The organism is Cereibacter sp. Soil_C_27 (assembly GCF_057657095.1).
Genome location: NZ_JBDGJD010000002.1, coordinates 227,123 through 245,931 on the forward strand (window position 1 = coordinate 227,123; position 18,809 = coordinate 245,931).

The following is an 18,809-nucleotide window of genomic DNA, read 5'->3' on the forward strand; positions in this document are numbered from 1 at the left end:
GGAGATGGAGGCATTCCCGACGGGGCTTCTGGCCGCGATGGTGGGGCTGGTCGGTGGGGTCGTGCTGGGTCTTGCGGCGCGGCTGGGCGACTTCTGCACGCTGGGCGCGCTGGAGGCGGCCGTCTACGGTCAGGACCAGACGCGGCTGCGGATATGGGGGCTGGTGCTCGGCACGGCAATTCTGGGCACGCAGCTTCTGGCGATGGCCGGTTTCATCGAGCTCGGCGCGACCTTCTACCACGCGATCAGCTGGAATCCTGCCGCCTCGATCATCGGCGGGCTGGTCTTCGGCTATGGCATGGCGCTGGCCGGGAACTGCGGCTTCGGCGCCTTGGTGCGGTTTGGCGGCGGCGATCTGCGCTCGCTCGTCGTGGTGGTGGTGATGGGCATCTTCGGCTTCATTGCCCTGTCGGGGCCGCTGGCGCCGCTGCGCGAGGTCCTGTTCCCGCAGCCCCCCGCGACCGGGCCGCAGGGCATCCTGCACGATCTCGGGCGGATCGGCCTGCCGCCGCTGCTGGTGGTGGCGGTGATCGCGCTGGCGCTTGTCGGCTGGGCGCTGTCGCATGCGCCGCTGCGCGCGCGTCCGGCGACGATGGCCTGGGCCGTGGCCGCAGGGCTGGCGGTGGTCTGGTGCTTCGCCGGCACCACCTGGATCTTCAACGAGAGCCTTGGCGAGGTCGGGGTCGAGGGGCCCTCCTTCACCGCCCCGGTCGGGCGCACGCTCCTGTTCCTGATGACCTCGACCGCCGGCGGGATCAACTTCTCGGTCGGCTCGGTGCTCGGCGTGATGCTCGGGGCGCTGCTCGGCTCGCTGCTGCGCGGGCTCTTCCGCTGGGAGGCCTGCGAGGACCCGCGCGAGCTCGGGCGGCAGGTCAGCGGGGCGGTGCTGATGGGCATCGGCGGCGTGGTGGCGATGGGCTGCTCGATCGGGCAGGGCGTCTCGGCGATGGCGGCGCTTGCATGGTCGGGGCCGGTGACGCTGATCGCCATCATCATCGGCGCGATGGTAGGGCTGCGCCAGCTGATCGCGGGCTTCAATCCGGGCTGAGCCTCGGCTCCTCTGCCGCGAACCACTCGGCATAGGGCGTCGTGCGGGCCATCCGGCGGTTGAGGTCCGGCGCGCCGTCCCGCCACCAGACCGGGCCGCGCTCCCCCAGCCCCACCTTCGCGGCCTCCACCGCGTCATGCGCCGCGTCCTCGGCCTCCCGGTCGCCCGCACCCCGCGCCGTCTTCACCGCCCGCCGCGCCGCCATCAGCGCCGAGACGAGCCGCGCGCGCTCCTCTTCGGGAAGCCCCGGATTGGCCGCACGCCACAGCCTGCCGCGCACGACGATGTAGCGCTTGTCGGGGGTGAGAAGGGGCATCGTGTCTCCGGCACAGGCTCCGGGGAAATGCCTCGAAGCGCCGCTGCGTTCCCCGGCCCTCAGCCCTGATCGCGGAAACGGTAGCCGATGCCCGGCTCGGTGAAGATCCAGCGAGGGTTGGTGGCGTCGTCGCCGATCTTGGCCCGCAGCTGCCGGATGTAGACCCGCAGGTACTGCGTGTCCTCGGCATGGGCCGCGCCCCAGATCGTCCGCAGGATCGAGGCCTGCGTCACCAGCCGCCCCGGCTGGGCCGCAAGCATTCGCAGCAGGTCGAACTCGCGCCGCGTCAGCTTCACCTCCGCCCCGTCGATCGCCACGCGATGCGCCGCCAGATCGATGCGCAGCCCGCCCACCTCGATTACCGCCCCCGGTCCCTCGGCGGCACCACGGTCGCGCAGGAGGCCGCGCAGCCGGGCCAAGAGCTCCTGTATGCCGAAGGGCTTGGTCACGTAGTCCTGCGCGCCTGCGTCGAGCGCCGCCACCTTGCCCGCCTCGTCGCTGCGCACCGACAGGATCAGTACGGGCACAGTGGACCACTCGCGGATCGCCCGCAGTGCCTCCAGCCCGTCGCGGTCGGGCAGGCCCAGATCGAGGATCACCAGCGCGGGCTGGTCGAGCGCGGTGCGGTCGATGGCCTCCCGCGCCGTGCCCGCCTCGGTGACGTGATAGCCCTCGGCCTCCAGCGCCACGCGCAGGAAGCGGCGGATCGGCGGTTCGTCATCGACGACGAGGATGCGGCTCCCCGGCATCAGCCGCGCTCCATTGCCAGCGGAAGGGCGAGGACGATGCGGGTGCCGCGGCCGCTTGCCTCCACCGCCTCGGCATGGATCGTGCCGCCCTGCGCCTCGGTCAGCCCGCGGCAGATCGCAAGCCCGAGCCCGGTGCCCGCCCGCTGCCGGTCTCCGCCTTCCACCCGATAGAACATGTCGAAGACCTTCTCCCGCGCCGCCACCGGAATCCCCGGCCCCTCGTCGGCAATCGAGATCACCGCGTGCCCGGCGTCAACCCGTGCCTCCACCCACACCGCCGTTCCGGGCGGCGCGTATTTCGCGGCATTGTCCAGAACGTTGACCAGAATCTGCTCTGTCAGCACCGGGTCGATCTGCAACGGTGGCAGGTCGGGCGGCAGGTCCATGCGCAGCGGATGGTCGCGCAGCACGGTTGCCAACCGGGTCCGCGCCGAGCCGAACAGATCCGCCAGATCGGTCGGCACCGCCTTGGTCTTCAGCGCGCCATAGCCGAGCCGGGTCATGTCGAGCAGGTTCTGCACATAGCGATCGAGCCGCTCACCCTCGTCGCGGATGCTCTCGGCCAGTGCGATGCGCCCGGCATCCGACAGACCCACGGCGGGCGCGGCAAGACTGCCCGCTGCGCCGATGATGGTGACGAGCGGCGTGCGCAGATCGTGGCTCACCGAGGACAGGAGCGCCGTGCGCAGCCGCTCGGTCTCCGAGGCAAGCCGCGCATCCTCCAGATCCTCGGCCAAGCGGATGCGCTCCATCGCCAGCGCGACCTGATCGATCAGCGCCTCCAGCAGCCGCCGGTCCACCGGCGAAAAGCTGCGCCCGTCGTCGTAGCTGACGCCGATCACCCCTAGACGGCGGTCGCCGGAACGGATCGGCAGGAAGAACCAATCGGCGGCGGGGAGGGTGGCCGAACCGCGCCCGGCCTCCTCGCCCCGTTCCCAGGCATAGGTGGCAGCCGTCATGTCGCGCAGCTCCAGCCGGTCCTCGGGCGGAAAGCCCCCGGCCACCCGCAGCGCCTCCGCCCCGTCCGGCGCCAGAAGCACGCTGCGGCAGCCGAGCGTCATGCTCACATGGCTGACCGCCGCCCAGATCACCTCTTCGGCCTGAGCTGCGACGGCGACGCGGCGGCTGAAGTCGTAGAGCTTGCTGGTCCGGTCAGCGGCGGCGCGCTGCGCGATCATCCGCGAGCGCAGCTGCGCCGCGAGACTGCCGGTCAGCAGCGAGGCGGCAAGGAAGAGCATCAAGGTCAGGATCTGGTCCTGCCGGGTGACGGTGAAGGTGAGGCGGGGATCGGTGAAGAAGAAGTTGTAGGCGAGAAAGCCCAGCATCGCCGTCAGCGCCGAGGCCCGGCGTCCGACCCGCGTCGCGACGAGGATCACCCCGGTCATGTAGATCAGCGACAGGCTGGCCACCGGCACCAGACGGTCGACGATCCATGAGGCTGCCGTTGTCCCGCCCGCCACTGCCACCGCCCAGAGCACCGCCTCCTCCCAGCCCTGAAGCCGGACCGACGGACGTTGCGGCGCGTTGCGCGGACTGCCGCGTTCTGCCGAGACCAGCGTCACCTCGAAATCGGTCGCACCCTCCAGCAGACGCTGCGCCACCGAGGCGCGGAACGGGTGCAGCAGCCGCGCCAGCGGCCCGCGCTTGCGGGGGCGGCCGAGGATGATGCGGCGCACATTGTTGCGACGGGCGAAGTCGAGCATCTCCTGCGCCACATCGGCCTCCGCCTGCAGGCTCGCCACCGTGGCGCCCAGCCGCTCGGCCAGCCGCAGGGACTGTGCCAGCGCCTCCCGCGCGGCCTCGGGCAGCGCCTCGGTGCGGGGCGAGGCGACGGATACCGCGATCCATTCCACCCGCGCCCGGTCGGCGGAACGTTTCGCCGCCCGGATGGCATTGCGCGCGGCGGGACTGTCGGAGACGCAGACCATCAGCCGTTCCTGCGCGGGCCAGGGGCCGGGTATGGCATTCAGCGCCATGTGCTCGCGCAGCTGCGCATCCACCCGGTCGGCGGCTGCGCGCATGGCAAGCTCGCGCAGCGCGGTCAGGTTGCCCTTGGCAAAGAAGTTCTGCACCGCCCGCGCCGCCTGATCCTGCACATAGACCTTGCCCGCCCGCAGCCGCGCGATCAGCTCGTCCGGCGGCAGGTCCACCAGCTCGATCTCGTCTGCGGTGTCGAGGATGCGGTCCGGCACGGTTTCCCGCACCCTGACCCCGGTGATCCGCGTCACCATGTCGTTCAGCGTCTCGACATGCTGCACGTTCAGCGTGGTCCAGACATCGATCCCGGCAGCAAGCACATCCTCCACATCCTGCCAGCGCTTCTCGTGCCGGCTGTCGGGGACGTTGCTGTGCGCCAGCTCGTCGATCAGCGCCAGTTGCGGATGGCGGGCGATCAGCGCGTCGGTGTCCATCTCCGACAGGATGCGACCGCGGTAGTAGCTGGGGCGGCGCGGCACCTCGGGGATGCCGCGCAGCAGGCCCTCGGTCTCGGCCCGCCCGTGGGTCTCGATCACCCCCGCCAGCACGTCAACGCCTTCGGCCAGCCGGGCGCGGGCGGCCTCCAGCATGGCGAAGGTCTTGCCGACGCCGGGGGCGGCGCCGAGGAAGATCTTCAGCCGCCCGCGCCCCTCGCGCCCGGCTTCGGCCAGCAGAGCCTCGGGTTCCGGGCGGGTGTCGACTTCGGGCATGGCGCCTCCTCACTGGCTCGCAAGGGACGCGGGCGCAAAGCGTTCGTCAAGGGCGAGGTTCACCGCCAGCACATTGACCCGCGCGAGCCCATAGAGCCCGAGCCACGGCTGCTCGACCCGTGCGGCGATGATCTCGCGCACCGCTGCCGGATCGACGCCGCGGGCTTTGGCGATGCGGGCGGCCTGAGCGGCGGCGTTCTCGGGTGAGACATGCGGATCGAGCCCGCTGCCTGACGTTGTCACGGCATCGATCGGCGCCGGCGCGCCGGTCTCGGCCTCATAGGCCGCGCGACGCTCGGCCACCGCGGCCAGCAAGTCCGCGGAAGTGGGGCCGAGGTTGCTGGCTCCTGTCGCAGCGGCGTTCCAACCGCTCGCCGAGGGGCGGGAGTGGAGATAGGCTGGCCCGGCGAAGCCCTGACCGATCAGCGCCGAGCCGATGACAGTGCCCTGGCGCTCGGTCAGGCTGCCTCGCGCCGCCTCGGGAGCGAGGGCCCCGGCGATGCCGGTCATCGCCAGCGGGTAGGCAAGCCCGGTCAGGAGGGTCATGGCGCCGAGCATGGTCAGCGCTGGGCGGAGGATGGCAAGCATGGAAAGCTCCTTTCAGGCGAGGCCGAGGGCGACGAGGCCCAGGTCGATGATCTTGATCCCGACGAAGGGCACCGCCATCCCGCCCAGCCCGTAGATCGCGAGGTTGCGCCTCAAGAGTACCGCCGCCGAGGCGGGCCGGTAGGCGACACCGCGCAGCGCCAGCGGGATCAGGGCGACGATGATCAGCGCGTTGAAGATGACCGCCGACAGGATCGCGCTCTGCGGGCTCGCAAGACTCATGACATTCAGTGCGGCAAGACCGGGATAGGCGGCGATGAACATGGCGGGCAGGATGGCGAAATATTTCGCCACGTCATTGGCCACCGAGAAGGTCGTCAACGCGCCCCGGCTGATCAGCAGTTGCTTGCCCACCATCACCACCTCGATCAGCTTGGTCGGATCGCTGTCGAGATCGATCAGGTTCGCCGCCTCCTTCGCCGCCGGTGTGCCCGAGTTCATCGCCACCCCGACATCGGCCTGCGCGAGGGCGGGGGCGTCGTTCGAGCCGTCGCCGCACATGGCAACCATGCGTCCGCCCGCCTGCTCCTTGCGGATGTAGTCGAGCTTCATCTCGGGCGTGGCCTCGGCCAGAAAATCGTCGACCCCGGCTTCGGCGGCGATGGCGGCGGCGGTCAGGGGGTTGTCGCCGGTGATCATCACGGTGCGGATGCCCATGCTGCGCAGCTCGGCAAAGCGGGCACGGACGCCGGGTTTCATCACGTCCTTCAGATGGATCGCGCCGAGGATGCGGTTATCCTCCGACACCAGAAGCGGGGTGCCGCCCGACCGGGCGATGGCCTCGACCTCGGCGGTCAGCCGGGCATCGGGCATCTGCCCGGTGTGGCGCAGCACCGCATCAACCGCCCCTTTGCGGAGCCGCGTGCCGTCGGGCAGGTCGACCCCCGAGAGCCGGGTCTGCGCCGAGAAGACGATGGGTGTGCCGCCGGCAGTGACCGCCCCCGCCAGCCCGCGCGCCTTCTCGACGATCGACTTGCCCTCCGGCGTCTCGTCGGCCAGCGAGGCGAGCATTGCCCGCGCCGCCAGATGCCGCTCGGTGATGCCGTCGGCGGCCAAGAAGCGGGCTGCCATGCGGTTGCCGAAGGTGATCGTGCCGGTCTTGTCGAGCAGCAGCGTGTCCACATCCCCCGCCGCCTCGACCGCGCGCCCCGACTTGGCGATGACATTTGCCCGGACCAGCCTGTCCATCCCGGCGATGCCGATGGCCGAGAGCAGCCCGCCGATGGTGGTCGGGATCAGCGTAACGAAGAGCGCGCCGAGGAACACCACCGGGATCGAGGCCCCGGCAAAGCGGGCAAAGGGCTCCAGCGTGACGGTGACGAAGAGGAAGATCAGCGTCAGCCCGGCGAGCAGGATGTTCAGCGCGATCTCGTTCGGGGTCTTCTTCCGCTCGGCCCCTTCGACCAGTGCGATCATCCGGTCAAGGAAGCTGCTGCCTGGCTCGGCGGTGATGCGCAGCACCAGACTGTCCGAGACGATCCGCGTGCCGCCGGTGACTGACGAGCGGTCGCCACCGCTCTCGCGGATCACCGGCGCGCTCTCGCCGGTGATGGCGCTCTCGTCCACCGAGGCGACGCCGCGGATCACCTCGGCGTCCGTCGGGATCAGGTCGCCTGCCTCGACCAGCACGATCTGGCCCTTGCGCAGCCCTGCGGAGGAGACATGCGTCGCCTCCTGCGCCTCCGGGTCGGCCAGAAGCTTCACCATGGTGTCGCTGCGGCTGGCGCGCAGGCTGTCGGCCCGCGCCTTGCCCCGGCCCTCGGCCAGCGCCTCTGCGAAATTGGCAAAGAGCACGGCGAACCAGAGCCAGAGCGAGATATGCAGTGCAAGCACCGCCTTGCCCGGGTCGGTGGGCAGCCCTGCGAGCCCGAGCAGGGTGGTCATCGCCGCAACGACGGCGGTGACGAAGATCACCGGGTTTTTCATCAGCTGAAGCGGGTTCAGCTTGCCGAAGGAGGCCCGGAAGGCCGCCGGGAAGAGCCCCGTCATCGCGGCATCAGGTTGGGAGGATTTGGTCATGGGTCTGTCCCTCAGAAACTTTGGCCGGAAGCCAGGGCGAGAAGTTCGGCGATCGGCCCCAGCGCCAGCGCCGGGAAGAAGGTGAGCGCGCCGAGGATCAGCACGGTCAGCACCAGAAGGGTCACGAAGAGCGGCCCATGCGTGGGGAAGGAGCCCGCGGTGGCGGCGGCGGGCTGCTTGCGGATCAGTGACCCGGCGATGCCCAGCATCGGCACGATGATGGCATAGCGCCCGAGCAGCATGGCAAGCCCGATGGCCGTCGTCTGCCAAGGCAGCGCCGCCCCCCAGCCAGCGAAGGCGGAGCCGTTGTTGCCGGTGGCCGAGGAATAGGCGTAGAGGATCTCGGTAAAGCCATGTGGCCCCGCATCCTGCACCGAGGCGAGGGCCGAGGGCAGGCTGGCGGCCAGCGCCGAGCCCACGAGAATGCCCAGCGGCATTGACAGGAAGGCCAGCATCGCCAGCACCACCTCGCGCCCCTCGATCTTGCGCCCGAGGTACTCCGGCGTCCGCCCGACCATCAGCCCGGCAAGGAACACCGCCAGCACGACATAGACCAGCATGCCGTAGAGCCCGGCGCCCACGCCGCCGAAGATCACCTCGCCCACCTGCATGTTCAGCAGCATCACCAGCCCGGACAGCGGCATGAAGCTGTCATGCATCGCATTGACCGAGCCGTTGGAGGCCGCCGTGGTCGCCACCGCCCAGAGGGCAGAGAGAACCGGGCCGAAGCGCTGCTCCTTCCCCTCCATGTTGCCAGCTGTCAACTGCAGCAGCGGGTTGCCCGCGCTTTCCTGCCAGACGATCACCGCAAGGCCCGAGACGAACAGCGCCCCCATCGCGGCGAAGATCGCCCAGCCCTGCCGGGCATCGCCCGCCATGCGGCCGAAGAGGAAGCAGAAGGCTACGGGGATCAGCAGGATTGCGTAGGTCTGCAGCAGGTCCGACAGGATCGTCGGATTCTCGAACGGATGGGCCGAGTTCACCCCGAAGAAGCCGCCGCCATTGGTGCCGAGCTGCTTGATCGCCACCTGCGCCGCGGCGGGTCCGCGGGCAATCACCTGCTCGGCGCCTTCCAGCATGGTGGCCTTCACTGCGCCGAGTAGGGTCTGCGGCACGCCCTGAAGCGCAAGGCATATCCCCAGCACCGCCGCCAGCGGCAGCAGGATATAGAGCACCGAGCGGATCAGGTCGGTCCAGAAATTGCCGAGTGTCCGGCCCCTCGGCGCGGTGAAGCCGCGGATCACCGCGACGCCCACCGCCATGCCGGTGCCCGCCGAGACGAAGTTTTGCACGGTCAGCCCGAGCATCTGGCTGAAGTAGCTGGCCTGCGCCTCGCCCGAGTAGGCCTGCCAGTTGGTGTTGGTGACGAAGCTGACGGCGGTGTTGAAGGCGAGGTCGGGCGCCATGCCGGCAATGCCGTCGGGGTTCAGCGGCAAGACGCCCTGCAGCCGCAGCATCGCATAGAGCAGCAGGAACCCTGCCGCGTTGAAGGCCAGCACGGCCATGGCATAGTCTGCCCAGCCCTGCGGACGTGCGGCGCCCGCCAAGGTCACCAGCCCCCGCTCCACGGGGGCGAGCAGGGGCGACAGCAGGGTGTGGTCGCCGGAATAGACGCGCGCCATATGGCGCGCGAGGAGCCAACCGCCGAGGGTCAGCGCCAGCAGGAAGAGGAGGAGGGCGGAAATCTCTGTCATCGCGGCACCTCAGAACCGATCGGGGCGCAGCAGCGCGAGGATCAGAAAGCCGAAGATCCCCGCCGCGACGGCGAGGCCAAAACCAAGCTCGAACATGGGATCAGAGCCGCCCGATGGCGCGGGTCGCCGCCGCGAAGGCGCCGAACCCGGCGAGGCCGAGGGTCAGGTAGATGAGGTCGGTCATGTGAATGCTCCTTGACGGTCGCCCGATCCTCCTCCCGGCGCGCGTAAAGGCGCCATTCGGAAGCTCGGGGGCGGCGTCAAGAAAGCGTAAAGATCAGCGGTTCAGCGCGCGCGTCCGGGTGAGCAGCAGGTTGAGCGCGATGGCCAGCCCCGCGCCGCAGGAGGCGCCCATCACATCGGCCAGGAGATCGAGAAGGCTGCGGTCGCGCCCGACGAAGGGCTGGATCACCTCGATCACCCCGCCGTAGACCAGCGCCAGAACCACCGTCCAGATCGCCCAGCGGGGCCGGGCGAGGCTGATCGGCATCGAGAGCCCGGCGAAGGCGAGGAAATGCTGCAGCTTGTCGTTGCCCCCGGCCACCGGCGACGCTGCGCCGGGAAACAGCGTGCCATAGCCGATCACCGCCGCGAGGGCGCAGGTGACCGCAAGCGACAGGCGGAGCGAGAGAGGGGAGGTGCGATGCATCCGGCGCTTCTAGCGGCAGGACAGGCGGGACGACAAGCCACGCCGGCTGACATTCTTGTGCAAGGCAGGGAGCAGGCGCCGGTTTGCCCGAGGGCGAAGCAAGGCGCACGATATCCGGGCGAATGGAGCCAAGGAGATCTGGAGGCGGGTACCGGAATCGAACCGGTCTTCACGGATTTGCAATCCGCTGCGTAACCTCTCCGCCAACCCGCCGGAGCCGGGGTTTGATTAGGTTTTCCACCGGCGAACGTCAAGCCGTTATCATGCGCCGGGCACGTTTATCGCAGAGGATCGCCGAGGGCTTGGCACAAACGAAAATGGCCGCCCGAGGCGACCACTTTCCGATCTGGTATCTGGAGCGGGCGATGAGATTCGAACTCACGACCCTAACCTTGGCAAGGTTATGCTCTACCCCTGAGCTACGCCCGCACTCCGTGGCCGCGTGATAGCGCCTGTTCGCGGAGGCTGCAAGCCCCTTTCCGCAGCTTCATGCGGGTTGCGGAGCAGGGGCCTGACGCGGCAGCTCGACCACCGCCTGCGGCGCGGCGACGGGGGCCTTGCCGGGCTTCACCGTCCAGCGCTCGGTGAGCAGCGCCAGCACATACTGGATGGCCAACCCGCCGGCGAGCAGCAGCGTGTCGAGCAGGAAATGATCGCCCAGCACGTCCTTCACGCCCTGCAGCGCGAAGCAGAGCACCGTGCCCGTGGCGAAGACCGGCAGCGAATGCCGCCCCAGCAGAGCGATCGGCCGCATGGCCTGCGAGGCCGCCGCGCGCCGCACCCAACCCAGCGTGGACATCAGATAGACCAGCGAGAGGATATGCAGCAGCCGCGGCGCGGTGACGAAGGTCTTGTCGAAAACCGTGATGAACCATGGCAGCCCCGCCTGATCCAGCATCCACATGCCATGCCCCAGCACCGCCGCGACCGCGGGTGTCTTTGACCAGATCAGCGACAGGAGCAGGAAGCCCCCGGTCGCCCATTGCAGCCAAGGCAGCACAGGCACGAAGCGGCGGCCCTGCTTCATCATGATCCCGGTCAGCAGGCCCACGACGAAAAGCAGTTGCCAGGAGAAGGGGTTGAAGAACCAACCGCCCGGATTGGGGAAGTTCGGCAGGTTCAGCCGGAACTGGCCCGAGGCCGCCCAGAGCAGGATCGAGCCCGCCAGCAGCAGCTTCGGCCAGCGCAGCCCGACGATCAGCAGTGCGGGGGCCACGATCAGCAGCACCGTGTAGAGCGGCAGGATGTTGGTGTAGCCCAGCTGATGCGTCATCATCGGCAGGCCGACGAGGAAGCCGAGCGGCTTCTTGAACAGGATCCAGACCTGATTCTCGTGCAGCAGCTGCGGTGCCGCGAACCAGAGCGCCGCCGCCGCCGAGACGGCGATGGCCCAGATGCTGGTCAGCAGATGCACCATGTAGAGCGTCCAGGCCCGCCGCCAGATCTTGCGCGCGCCGAGCCAAGTCGGCTGCGGCCGGAACCCGGCGGAATAGGCCAGACCGGCGGCGATGCCCGACATCACCACGAATCCCTCGGCCGCGTCGGAGAAGCCGAAGTTGCGGCTCGTCAGATGCTCGTAGATCGTGCCGGGGACGTGGTTGATGAAGATCATCACCAGCGCAAGGCCGCGGAACGCATCCAGACGCTGATCGCGTCCGGTTGCGGGCAGGGGGCGGAAGGTGTCAGGCATGTTGTGCCGCCAGTTCGGAAGAGGGCTGCGGCTGCTCCGTGCTCTGCCACGCCTCGAGGATGGCGGTCTGGGCCAGCATGACCGGCGCCGGGTCGATATCCATCGGCGAGGTGAAGAGCGCCGAGCGGCTGGGGCGCGAGGTCAGCGCGATGATGGCCGGCGACAGGATCATCGGGATTGCCACCGGGAGCAGCCACGGCACTAGCCCCGGCGCAAAGCCGTAGGTCGCGCCAAGCCCCAGCACGCCCCAAGTCACGATCCAGTGGCTGCCCGACCAAGCCTCGCCTAGGCTCAACCCCCCGTCGCCGCGGTTGTTGGTGGGCCAGCCGCTATCGCGGCCCATGACCACCTGCACCACCGAGCGGGTCTGGAACATCATCAGGATCGGCGCGGTGATGCTGGAGAAGACGAGCTCCGCCAGCGTCGAGACCACGACGCGGAAGCCGCCGCCGAAGCCCTTGGCGCGACCGGCGATGATCGCGTTGAAGGCGATCGCCAGCTTGGGCAGCAGCAGGAGCCCGAAGATGCCGACGGCAAGGCCGATGGCCTTCCAGGTCTCGTCGCTCGGGAAGACCGGGAAGGGCCAGTAGGGCACCGGGAAATAGTCGAGCGGCGGGGCGAAGAACGGCGCGGCGATGCTGGCCATGATGAAGCCGAGCCAGAACAGCGGCGCAATGTAGGATAGGATGCCCTGCACGAAGACGAAGCGGTTCCACGGCAGCAGCCCGGGCGCGCCGACGATGCGCGAGTGCTGCAGGTTGCCCTGGCACCAGCGGCGGTCGCGCTTGGCGTGGTCGATCAGGTTCTCGGGCCCTTCCTCGAACGAGCCCTTCAGATCGTCGTCGAGTCGCACCGTCCAGCCTGCACGGGCCAGCAGCGCCGCCTCGACATAGTCATGCGACATGACCGGACCGCCGAAGGGCGGCGGGCCGCTGAGTTCGGGCAGGCCGCAACTCTCGACGAAGGCGCGGACGCGGACGATGGCGTTGTGGCCCCAGAACGGGCCGGTGTTGCCCTGCATCATCGCCAAACCGCGCGCGAAGACCGGCGAGTGCAGCGCGCCTGAAAACTGCATCGCGCGGCCGAAGCGGGCGCGGGCGCGGGTGACGACCGGCAGCGTCTGCAGGAGACCGATGTCGGGCTGCGCCTCCATCCGGCGGACCATCTCGACCATGGTCTCGCCGTCCATCAGGCTGTCGGCGTCGAGGATCACGGCGAACTCGTAGGCGCCGCCCGAGCGCTGGAAGAAATCCTCGATATTGCCGGCCTTGCGGCCCTTGTTCACCGTGCGGCGGCGGTAGAAGATGCGCTTCTCGCCATCGCGGTCCCGCAGCAGCCGCAGGAACCACAGCCGCTCGCGCGCGGCGATAGCCTCGTCGCGTGTGTCGGACAGGATGGCGAAATGAAAGAGATGCGCATAGGGCGTGGCGGCCAGCGAGGCATCCATCGCCGCGATGCGCGAGAAGGTCGAGACCGGATCTTCGTTGTAGACCGGCACGAGGATCGCCGTGCGCCCGCTGATCGGCGCGCCGGGCACGACATTGGCGGGGGGACGCGGGCGGGTGAAGAGGCCGAGGATGGCATGGGTCGCGCCCCAAGCCAGCCAAGAGGTCGAGGCGAGGATCAGGACGCTGCGGACGATGTCCATCGAGTCGAGGCCGTCAGCGGCCCCGAACTGCAGGAACAGGAAGAAGGCCCCGGCCGCCGCAAGCAGGCTGATCGCAAAGGCGATCCCCCGCGCGACGAGCACACTGGCACCAAGGGGCCGGGCCCCGGACATGGATCAGAGCCTCGCCCTCGGAGCGCGCGCTCCGAAGAGGCGCAGAGCCGAGAGCCAGGCGGGCCGATCCGCCTCGAGCTGTTGCTTGGGCATGGCACAGGGCGCCACGGGAGGGGCGCCAAGACCCTCGACGAGGGCGTCGATATCAAGCGCGGCGTCCTGAAGCTGGGCGTCATCTTCGGCGCGCGACAGGGCAGAATGGTTCAGCATTATGCTTTGATCCACTGATAGAGCCAGGTTTCTGTGAGCTTGCTACCGTAACCCGCGACATGAGCCCCGAGTTCCACAGTGGCGCCTTCTGCAGCGGCCACGTCCAGCACGATACGCCATATGTCGGTTCCTTCGATCCGTTCAAGCGTCGCAGAATGAATATCCGCATTGCGTGCAGTGACTATCGGCTCCACCTCGGCATCTGCAGGCAGCGCCGCCAGCATCCCGCCCTTGAAATCGATCACGAATTTTCGCGACTCGTTGGTGTTCTCCACCCCCGAGACCCCGCCATGGCCCGAGCGCGTCTCGTGCACATGCGCGCGAGGTGCCCGCGGATCTTCCTCCATCATGCCCCAGCGCAGACGGTAGGCGAATTCGCGCGCATCGCCGGACTTCACGGCGCCCTCGGGCACCCAGAAGGCGACGATGTTGTCATTCACCTCGAACTCGGTCGGGATCTCGACCAGACGCACGGCGCCCTTGCCCCAGGTGCCCAGCGGCTCGACCTCGACCGAGGGCCGGCGCTCGTAATGCGCTTCGGTGTCCTGATAGTTGTCGAAGGCGCGGTCGCGCTGGTAGAGGCCGAAGCCCAGCGGCGACTCCTCGGCGAAATAGCTGCCAGACAGACGCGGCGGGTTGTTCAGCGGACGCCACAGGATGTCGCCATCCGCGCGGCGGATGCGCAGCCCGTCGCTGTCATGCACATTGGGGCGGTAGTCGTCGAACAGCGCCCGGTTCTTCTCGGAGAAGAGGAACATCGAGGTCAGCGGGGCGACGCCAAGCTGCGCCACGTCGGTGCGGAAGAACAGCCGCGCCGTCACGTCCATCACCGTCTCGGCGCCGGGCGTGATGACGAAGCGGTAGGCGCCGGTCACGCTGGGGCTGTCGAGCGTGGCATAGACCACCGCCGTATGGCTGCCAGCTGCCGGACGCTCCAGATAGAAGCGCGAGAAGCGGGGGAATTCCTCGGGCTCGGAGGAGGCGGTGTTGATCGCCAGACCGCGGGCCGAGATGCCGTAGGAGTTGCCCTGACCCAGCGCCCGGAAGTAGCTGGCGCCGAGGAAGGCCACCAGCTCGTCGTAGATGTCGGGCCGGTTGAGCGGCATGTTCAGCCGGAATCCCGCAACGCCGGGCAGCGGCGTGTGCGGCGCCACCCGGGCGGCCAGCTCGTTGTAATACATGAAGTCGTCGGTCGAGAACTGGATCTCGGTCGCGGCGCCATTGGCCACCTCGAACATCCGCACCGGCTCGCCGAAGAGCCAACCCATGTGGAAGGCCTGCACGCGGAACAGGCTGTCGGTGCCCTCCCAGCGCGCCTTCTCGGGGTTGAACTGGATCTGACGGTAATCGTCGTATTTCAGATCGCCCAGAAAGCCCGTCGGCTTCTCGCCCGGCACAAAGGGCTCGGTCGCGGCGACGCGCATCTCTTCGGCGAGCGTGTCGAAGCTGAATTGCTGCGGTGCAGCGGCGGGCGCCGCGGCATCCTGGGCAAGGGCGGGCCATGCCAGCGCAGCGCCGGAGGCCAGCGCGACGGAGGAGGACGCCGCCATGAGCAGGCGGCGACGTGTCAACCGGGAGGGGGAGGTCGCTGATATGGTCATATGGTGCAACTGGGTTTGTTTTCCAAGGGCTTGCGTTGTGCAGCTGGCAGATTCGCGTCGGCACTTGCTATATGGTCGGCGAGGGTGACGTTGCAAGGTCGGGCACTGGTCTGCCGCCTGTCTGAGCGTTAATTTGCCAAACTATGTGGCAGAGTTCGCTCGCTTTCCGGGCGATACTCGCTTTGCGCGTGCAGAAAGCTCTTGCCGGGGCAAAACCTGCCGATTTGTGCGCGATTTAACGGCAACCCGCAAAGGGTGGAAAAGATGGGGAAACAGTCATCGGACGGGGAGAGTCGCGGGCCTCAGGGCCTGCGCAGATCGGTCATCTGCACGACCTGCGCCGGGGCTGCGTCGGGACGTCGCGGCGGCGGGGATGGGGGCTGGTTCGAGGGGTGGACCGTGGGCGCGATGATCTCGGTAGCCTCGGTCAGGGCAAGCTCGGCATCGCGCAGGCCGTTCAGTTCGGCGTAGCGGATCAACGAGATGAGATGCGGCACCATCCAGGCGTGACGGTCGGATCCGGGGCCGGGCCCATGCGCGGTGCTGCGGCGGGGCCGCAAGCGCGTCAAGTTGGATCTGTTTCGCGTGGGGAGGGCCATCACTCGTCTCATGGTGGGTTCAAGGATCATTCATCCTTCAAACCTAGGGCAAGCGATGCCCTTTACCAGAGAGAGGTGCAGGAGGCGGCGGTGTTCCGCCGCCCCTGCGGCCACAGGAGGGGAGATCAGGCGTTGACGCGCTGGGGCAGGGTCACGTCGTGACGGATGCCGGCATAGTCGCGGATCGAGCGGATGCGCTCTTCCGAGCAGTCCATCAGCGCGGCCAGCGCCGTCACCTTGCCCATCGGCTTGGGCGAGCCGAGGTAACCGTAGGGGGCGTTGCCCGAGCGCTTCAGCACGCGGTCCATCACCGGGTCGATCACGGCGACAGCATCGCTGATACCGGCAGACATGGCGAACTCGAAGGCGCCGATCATCACTTCGCTGGTGACGTAGGAGATCGAGTTGCGCTCCATCCCGCGGGTCAGACGCTCTGTGTCCACGCAGAAGCGGGTGGCCTCCCAGACGGTGGCGCTGCGCAGCGGCGGTTCGCCATCGAGCAGCTCGCCGAAGATGTCAGACAGCATGTGCGGGCCGGTCGTCTGCAGCAGACGCATGCAGCCCACGACCTCGCCGTTGTCGTCGACGCTGATCACATGGGCGGGGTCGAGATCGTCGAACTTGTCCTTCTCCATGCCGTTCGACACGCGGACGTCCCAGCCGAGCCGGTCGGCGAACACGCGCTTGCGAAGGCGGAACATATCGTCAAGAAGGGCGGGAAACTCGTGTTTATTCAACGAGTCGATAACGAAGATCATGGTTGCGGTCCCCTGCGGTTTGTGGCCTGCAGGTAAGATGCGCGGCTTCTTGCCAATCTTAAATGAGGGGAAACCCGTAGATCGAACGATTTACCGGGGGTAGATCAAACCCAGCCCGATGGCCCGCCCGACAGCCTGCACGGTGGAGAGGGTGCCCATCTTCTCGCGCGCCGATCTCAGATGCACCTCGACCGTCCGATGCGAGATGCACAAGATGTCTCCGATATCGACCTGCGACTTGCCGGCTGCAACCCATTGCAGGATTTCTTTCTCGCGCCGCGACAGTTTCGGCTGGCGCAGCGCCTGCGAGATCACGTCCGAGCGCATCACCGCGTCATGCAGATGGACGGCCGCCACCTGCAGCTCGCCGATCACGTTGCGCTTCAGCTTGTCCCATTCCTCGCGCGTGCAGCTGCGCGTCACGCTCAAGAGCCCGCGGTCGCCGTAGGGGCCGCGGATCGGCACGGTAAGCCCTTGGGTGGAAATGCCGAAATCGCCCGCCGCGAAGAACACCGCCTTGAACTTCTCGTCCCGCTCGAAGCGGTTCCAGTCCACCGGCGCGATGCTCAGCGCCGACTTGTGGATCGTCGGGTCCACCCGATGCAGGTTGCGCTGCATGTAATGCATCTTCCAGCGGTCGGGATAGTTGGCATAGCCCTGCACGGCGCCGGTCATCGGGCTCGTCGTGGCATAGGAGGCGAAGTCCAGCTCCAGCCGGTCGCAGACCTGATCGAGAAACCCAAGATAGTTCTCCGACGTCTTCGTCGCCACACTCAGGTCGATGATGTCCATGCCTCCGGCACTCCGGCTAACAGCGCGCGCTGCGTTCGTTGCAGTTCGGGCCTTATATCACCTAACCCCGCGGGCGGGGAGTGCCACAATTGTGTCTTCTTCGCGTCATCTCCCCGGCCGCATCGGCGCAACCTAGAGCATCCCCCGGCTCGCCGCGACCGAGGCCGCCTGCGCCGCCGTCTTGGCGTTCATCCTGAGCGCCGCACTCTTCAGCCGCGCCTTCACCGCACTTTCCGAGATCCCCAGCTCATAGGCCATCTGCTTGTAGCGCATGCCGGTCGAAAGCATGCGCAGCACCTCGACCTGGCTCTCGGTCAGGGCCTGCTGCTCGGTCACATGCAGCGCCGAGAGCAGATGCGTCAGCTCCTCGATCTCCTGATCCTGCATTTCGCGGTCCGATCGGGCGAACATGCCGAAGCTCTTTTTCGGCGAGGGGCCGCGCCCCGGAAGGCAGACCGTCACGCCGTAGCGCAGCTGGTAGTCGCGGTAGCCGTTGAGCACATGCGACGGGTCGGGCAGGTCGATCTCGCTCCAGCGGCGGGCGCCGTGGTTGCTGAAGGTCCAGCGCATCAACGGGTCCTGCACGGCAAGGCCGCGGGTGGTGTAGTGCTCCACCCAGTCCTCGGGAAAGGCATTCAGCTCGTCCTCCGGGGCGTAGAATCCGACGCGGAGTGCGACATAGAAGCCGGCAGGTGCCACGCGCGCGAATGCCCCTTTCATATCTGACAGGTGCATGAGCTTAAGCTGTTCCATTGTTGTCCGGCAGACCGTAGAGTGTGCATATCGCACGGTGATGATGCCGCGCCTTGTCGAGATACACAACCTATGGGCATGTGCCAACCATGGTGAGCGTTACCAACGTCCGAGATATCCTTCGTGACCTCAACGACCATTCCGACTGGCGCTTTGCCATCGGCGTGAGAATCCGCTTCGCCAATCCGACGCTCTTGTATCAGACCTATCCGCAAGCGTGGATCGACTATTACAACGGCAATGCGCTTATTTTTACCGATCCCACGATTCGATGGGGTTTGAGCCACACCGGCATCTGCAATTGGGACGATCTTCGCGCCGACGACGAGGCGGGAATGATGGTGAAGGCTGCGGAATACGGGCTGCGCTACGGTATTGTCGTCTCCGTCGGCGATGCCGGCTCGCGCACGCTGGGCTTCTTCTGCCACGCCGAACGCCCTCTGACCGAAGCGGAAATCGCCTATGCCGCCGACCATGTGCAGCGCATGCATGACGCGACGGAGTCGCTGGGCAGCGCGACGGAAGAGACGCTGGTGACCCTGCGCGGTCTGGCGGTCGGGCTGAAGCACGACTGAGCCTTGGTCTGCGGCACTATGCCGCAGCTCATAGCGGGCCTGAAGAACCCCCTGTAAGCCATTGGTGCTCAAGAAGATAGCTTTCGCGCTGCGGATCGGCATCCCGCCGGCAAGCTGGTCGCGTCCCGAGTCGTCGGCTATCACTCGGCCATGCCGCAGGTCGAAGCCCCCAACCGCTGGTTTTCCCCTCGCTCGACGCCCCGTCGTCGCGCGGGCGGGCATGCCGATGCTTCACCCTGCGCAACCGCGGGGTCCCCGTTGCGTCCCGCAGTTGCCCTCACGT

18 protein-coding genes and 2 tRNA genes are annotated in these 18,809 nt (G+C 67.9%); 2 read left to right on the forward strand and 18 right to left on the reverse strand.

What is annotated here, in order from left to right; genetic code table 11:
• Positions 1 to 4 precede the first annotated feature (4 nt).
• Entirely contained in the window at positions 5 to 1,048 is a 1,044-nt protein-coding gene (locus tag AC3A5Z_RS08025; RefSeq protein WP_487518850.1) for a YeeE/YedE family protein, read from the forward strand.
• Here AC3A5Z_RS08025 and AC3A5Z_RS08030 read toward each other — a convergent pair.
• The 18 genes from AC3A5Z_RS08030 to AC3A5Z_RS08115 all read right to left on the reverse strand — a co-directional run bounded on the left by AC3A5Z_RS08030 (position 1,035) and on the right by AC3A5Z_RS08115 (position 17,951).
• The gene (locus AC3A5Z_RS08030; protein ID WP_487518851.1) at positions 1,035 to 1,364 is read right to left on the reverse strand and encodes a hypothetical protein; all 330 of its coding nucleotides are present in this window, start codon (positions 1,362 to 1,364) and stop codon (positions 1,035 to 1,037) included. The two genes, AC3A5Z_RS08025 and AC3A5Z_RS08030, sit on opposite strands and share 14 nt — an antisense overlap.
• A 59-nt stretch (positions 1,365 to 1,423) precedes the next feature.
• Positions 1,424 to 2,113, reverse strand: a complete 690-nt coding sequence (locus AC3A5Z_RS08035; protein ID WP_487518852.1) for a response regulator — start codon at positions 2,111 to 2,113, stop codon at positions 1,424 to 1,426.
• Positions 2,113 to 4,800, reverse strand: coding sequence for an ATP-binding protein (locus AC3A5Z_RS08040; RefSeq protein WP_487518853.1), 2,688 nt, complete (start codon positions 4,798 to 4,800; stop codon positions 2,113 to 2,115). Before AC3A5Z_RS08040 ends, AC3A5Z_RS08035 begins: the two co-directional genes overlap by 1 nt.
• A 9-nt stretch (positions 4,801 to 4,809) precedes the next feature.
• Entirely contained in the window at positions 4,810 to 5,388 is a 579-nt protein-coding gene (kdpC, locus tag AC3A5Z_RS08045) for a potassium-transporting ATPase subunit KdpC (protein ID WP_487518854.1), read from the reverse strand.
• A 12-nt stretch (positions 5,389 to 5,400) separates the two neighbouring features.
• Complete coding sequence (gene kdpB, locus AC3A5Z_RS08050; RefSeq protein ID WP_487518855.1) at positions 5,401 to 7,425, reverse strand: potassium-transporting ATPase subunit KdpB; 2,025 nt, start codon at positions 7,423 to 7,425, stop codon at positions 5,401 to 5,403.
• A gap of 11 nt (positions 7,426 to 7,436) precedes the next feature.
• Positions 7,437 to 9,119, reverse strand: coding sequence for a potassium-transporting ATPase subunit KdpA (kdpA, locus tag AC3A5Z_RS08055; protein ID WP_487518856.1), 1,683 nt, complete (start codon positions 9,117 to 9,119; stop codon positions 7,437 to 7,439).
• Between the two features lie 9 nt (positions 9,120 to 9,128).
• Positions 9,129 to 9,215, reverse strand: a complete 87-nt coding sequence (gene kdpF / locus AC3A5Z_RS08060) for a K(+)-transporting ATPase subunit F (protein ID WP_487519593.1) — start codon at positions 9,213 to 9,215, stop codon at positions 9,129 to 9,131.
• A 181-nt stretch (positions 9,216 to 9,396) separates the two neighbouring features.
• Positions 9,397 to 9,768 carry a VanZ family protein gene (locus tag AC3A5Z_RS08065; RefSeq protein WP_487518857.1) on the reverse strand — a complete coding sequence of 124 codons (372 nt, stop codon included), beginning with the start codon at positions 9,766 to 9,768 and terminating at the stop codon, positions 9,397 to 9,399.
• 139 nt (positions 9,769 to 9,907) lie between these two features.
• A tRNA-Cys gene (locus AC3A5Z_RS08070) sits at positions 9,908 to 9,981 on the reverse strand.
• Positions 9,982 to 10,122: 141 nt separating this feature from the next.
• Positions 10,123 to 10,197 (reverse strand) — tRNA-Gly (locus AC3A5Z_RS08075).
• A 58-nt stretch (positions 10,198 to 10,255) separates the two neighbouring features.
• The gene (locus tag AC3A5Z_RS08080; RefSeq protein WP_487518858.1) at positions 10,256 to 11,458 is read right to left on the reverse strand and encodes an OpgC family protein; all 1,203 of its coding nucleotides are present in this window, start codon (positions 11,456 to 11,458) and stop codon (positions 10,256 to 10,258) included.
• Entirely contained in the window at positions 11,451 to 13,238 is a 1,788-nt protein-coding gene (mdoH, locus tag AC3A5Z_RS08085) for a glucans biosynthesis glucosyltransferase MdoH (RefSeq protein ID WP_487518859.1), read from the reverse strand. The genes AC3A5Z_RS08080 and mdoH overlap by 8 nt, the downstream gene beginning before the upstream one ends.
• A 3-nt stretch (positions 13,239 to 13,241) precedes the next feature.
• The gene (locus AC3A5Z_RS08090; protein WP_487518860.1) at positions 13,242 to 13,448 is read right to left on the reverse strand and encodes a hypothetical protein; all 207 of its coding nucleotides are present in this window, start codon (positions 13,446 to 13,448) and stop codon (positions 13,242 to 13,244) included.
• Positions 13,448 to 15,049, reverse strand: coding sequence for an OpgD/OpgG family glucan biosynthesis protein (locus AC3A5Z_RS08095; protein WP_487518861.1), 1,602 nt, complete (start codon positions 15,047 to 15,049; stop codon positions 13,448 to 13,450). The genes AC3A5Z_RS08090 and AC3A5Z_RS08095 overlap by 1 nt, the downstream gene beginning before the upstream one ends.
• Before the next feature lie 302 nt (positions 15,050 to 15,351).
• Positions 15,352 to 15,618 (reverse strand): hypothetical protein, encoded by a 267-nt coding sequence (locus tag AC3A5Z_RS08100; RefSeq protein ID WP_487518862.1) that lies wholly within the window; start codon positions 15,616 to 15,618, stop codon positions 15,352 to 15,354.
• A 155-nt stretch (positions 15,619 to 15,773) separates the two neighbouring features.
• Complete coding sequence (locus tag AC3A5Z_RS08105) at positions 15,774 to 16,406, reverse strand: acyl-homoserine-lactone synthase (protein ID WP_487518863.1); 633 nt, start codon at positions 16,404 to 16,406, stop codon at positions 15,774 to 15,776.
• Positions 16,407 to 16,496: 90 nt separating this feature from the next.
• Positions 16,497 to 17,198, reverse strand: a complete 702-nt coding sequence (locus AC3A5Z_RS08110; protein ID WP_487518864.1) for an autoinducer binding domain-containing protein — start codon at positions 17,196 to 17,198, stop codon at positions 16,497 to 16,499.
• A 132-nt stretch (positions 17,199 to 17,330) separates the two neighbouring features.
• Entirely contained in the window at positions 17,331 to 17,951 is a 621-nt protein-coding gene (locus AC3A5Z_RS08115) for a helix-turn-helix transcriptional regulator (protein WP_487518865.1), read from the reverse strand.
• Positions 17,952 to 18,004: 53 nt separating this feature from the next.
• Here AC3A5Z_RS08115 and AC3A5Z_RS08120 point away from each other — a divergent pair, with 53 nt between their 5' ends.
• Positions 18,005 to 18,526, forward strand: coding sequence for an autoinducer binding domain-containing protein (locus AC3A5Z_RS08120; RefSeq protein ID WP_487518866.1), 522 nt, complete (start codon positions 18,005 to 18,007; stop codon positions 18,524 to 18,526).
• The last annotated feature ends 283 nt before the right edge of the window (positions 18,527 to 18,809 follow it).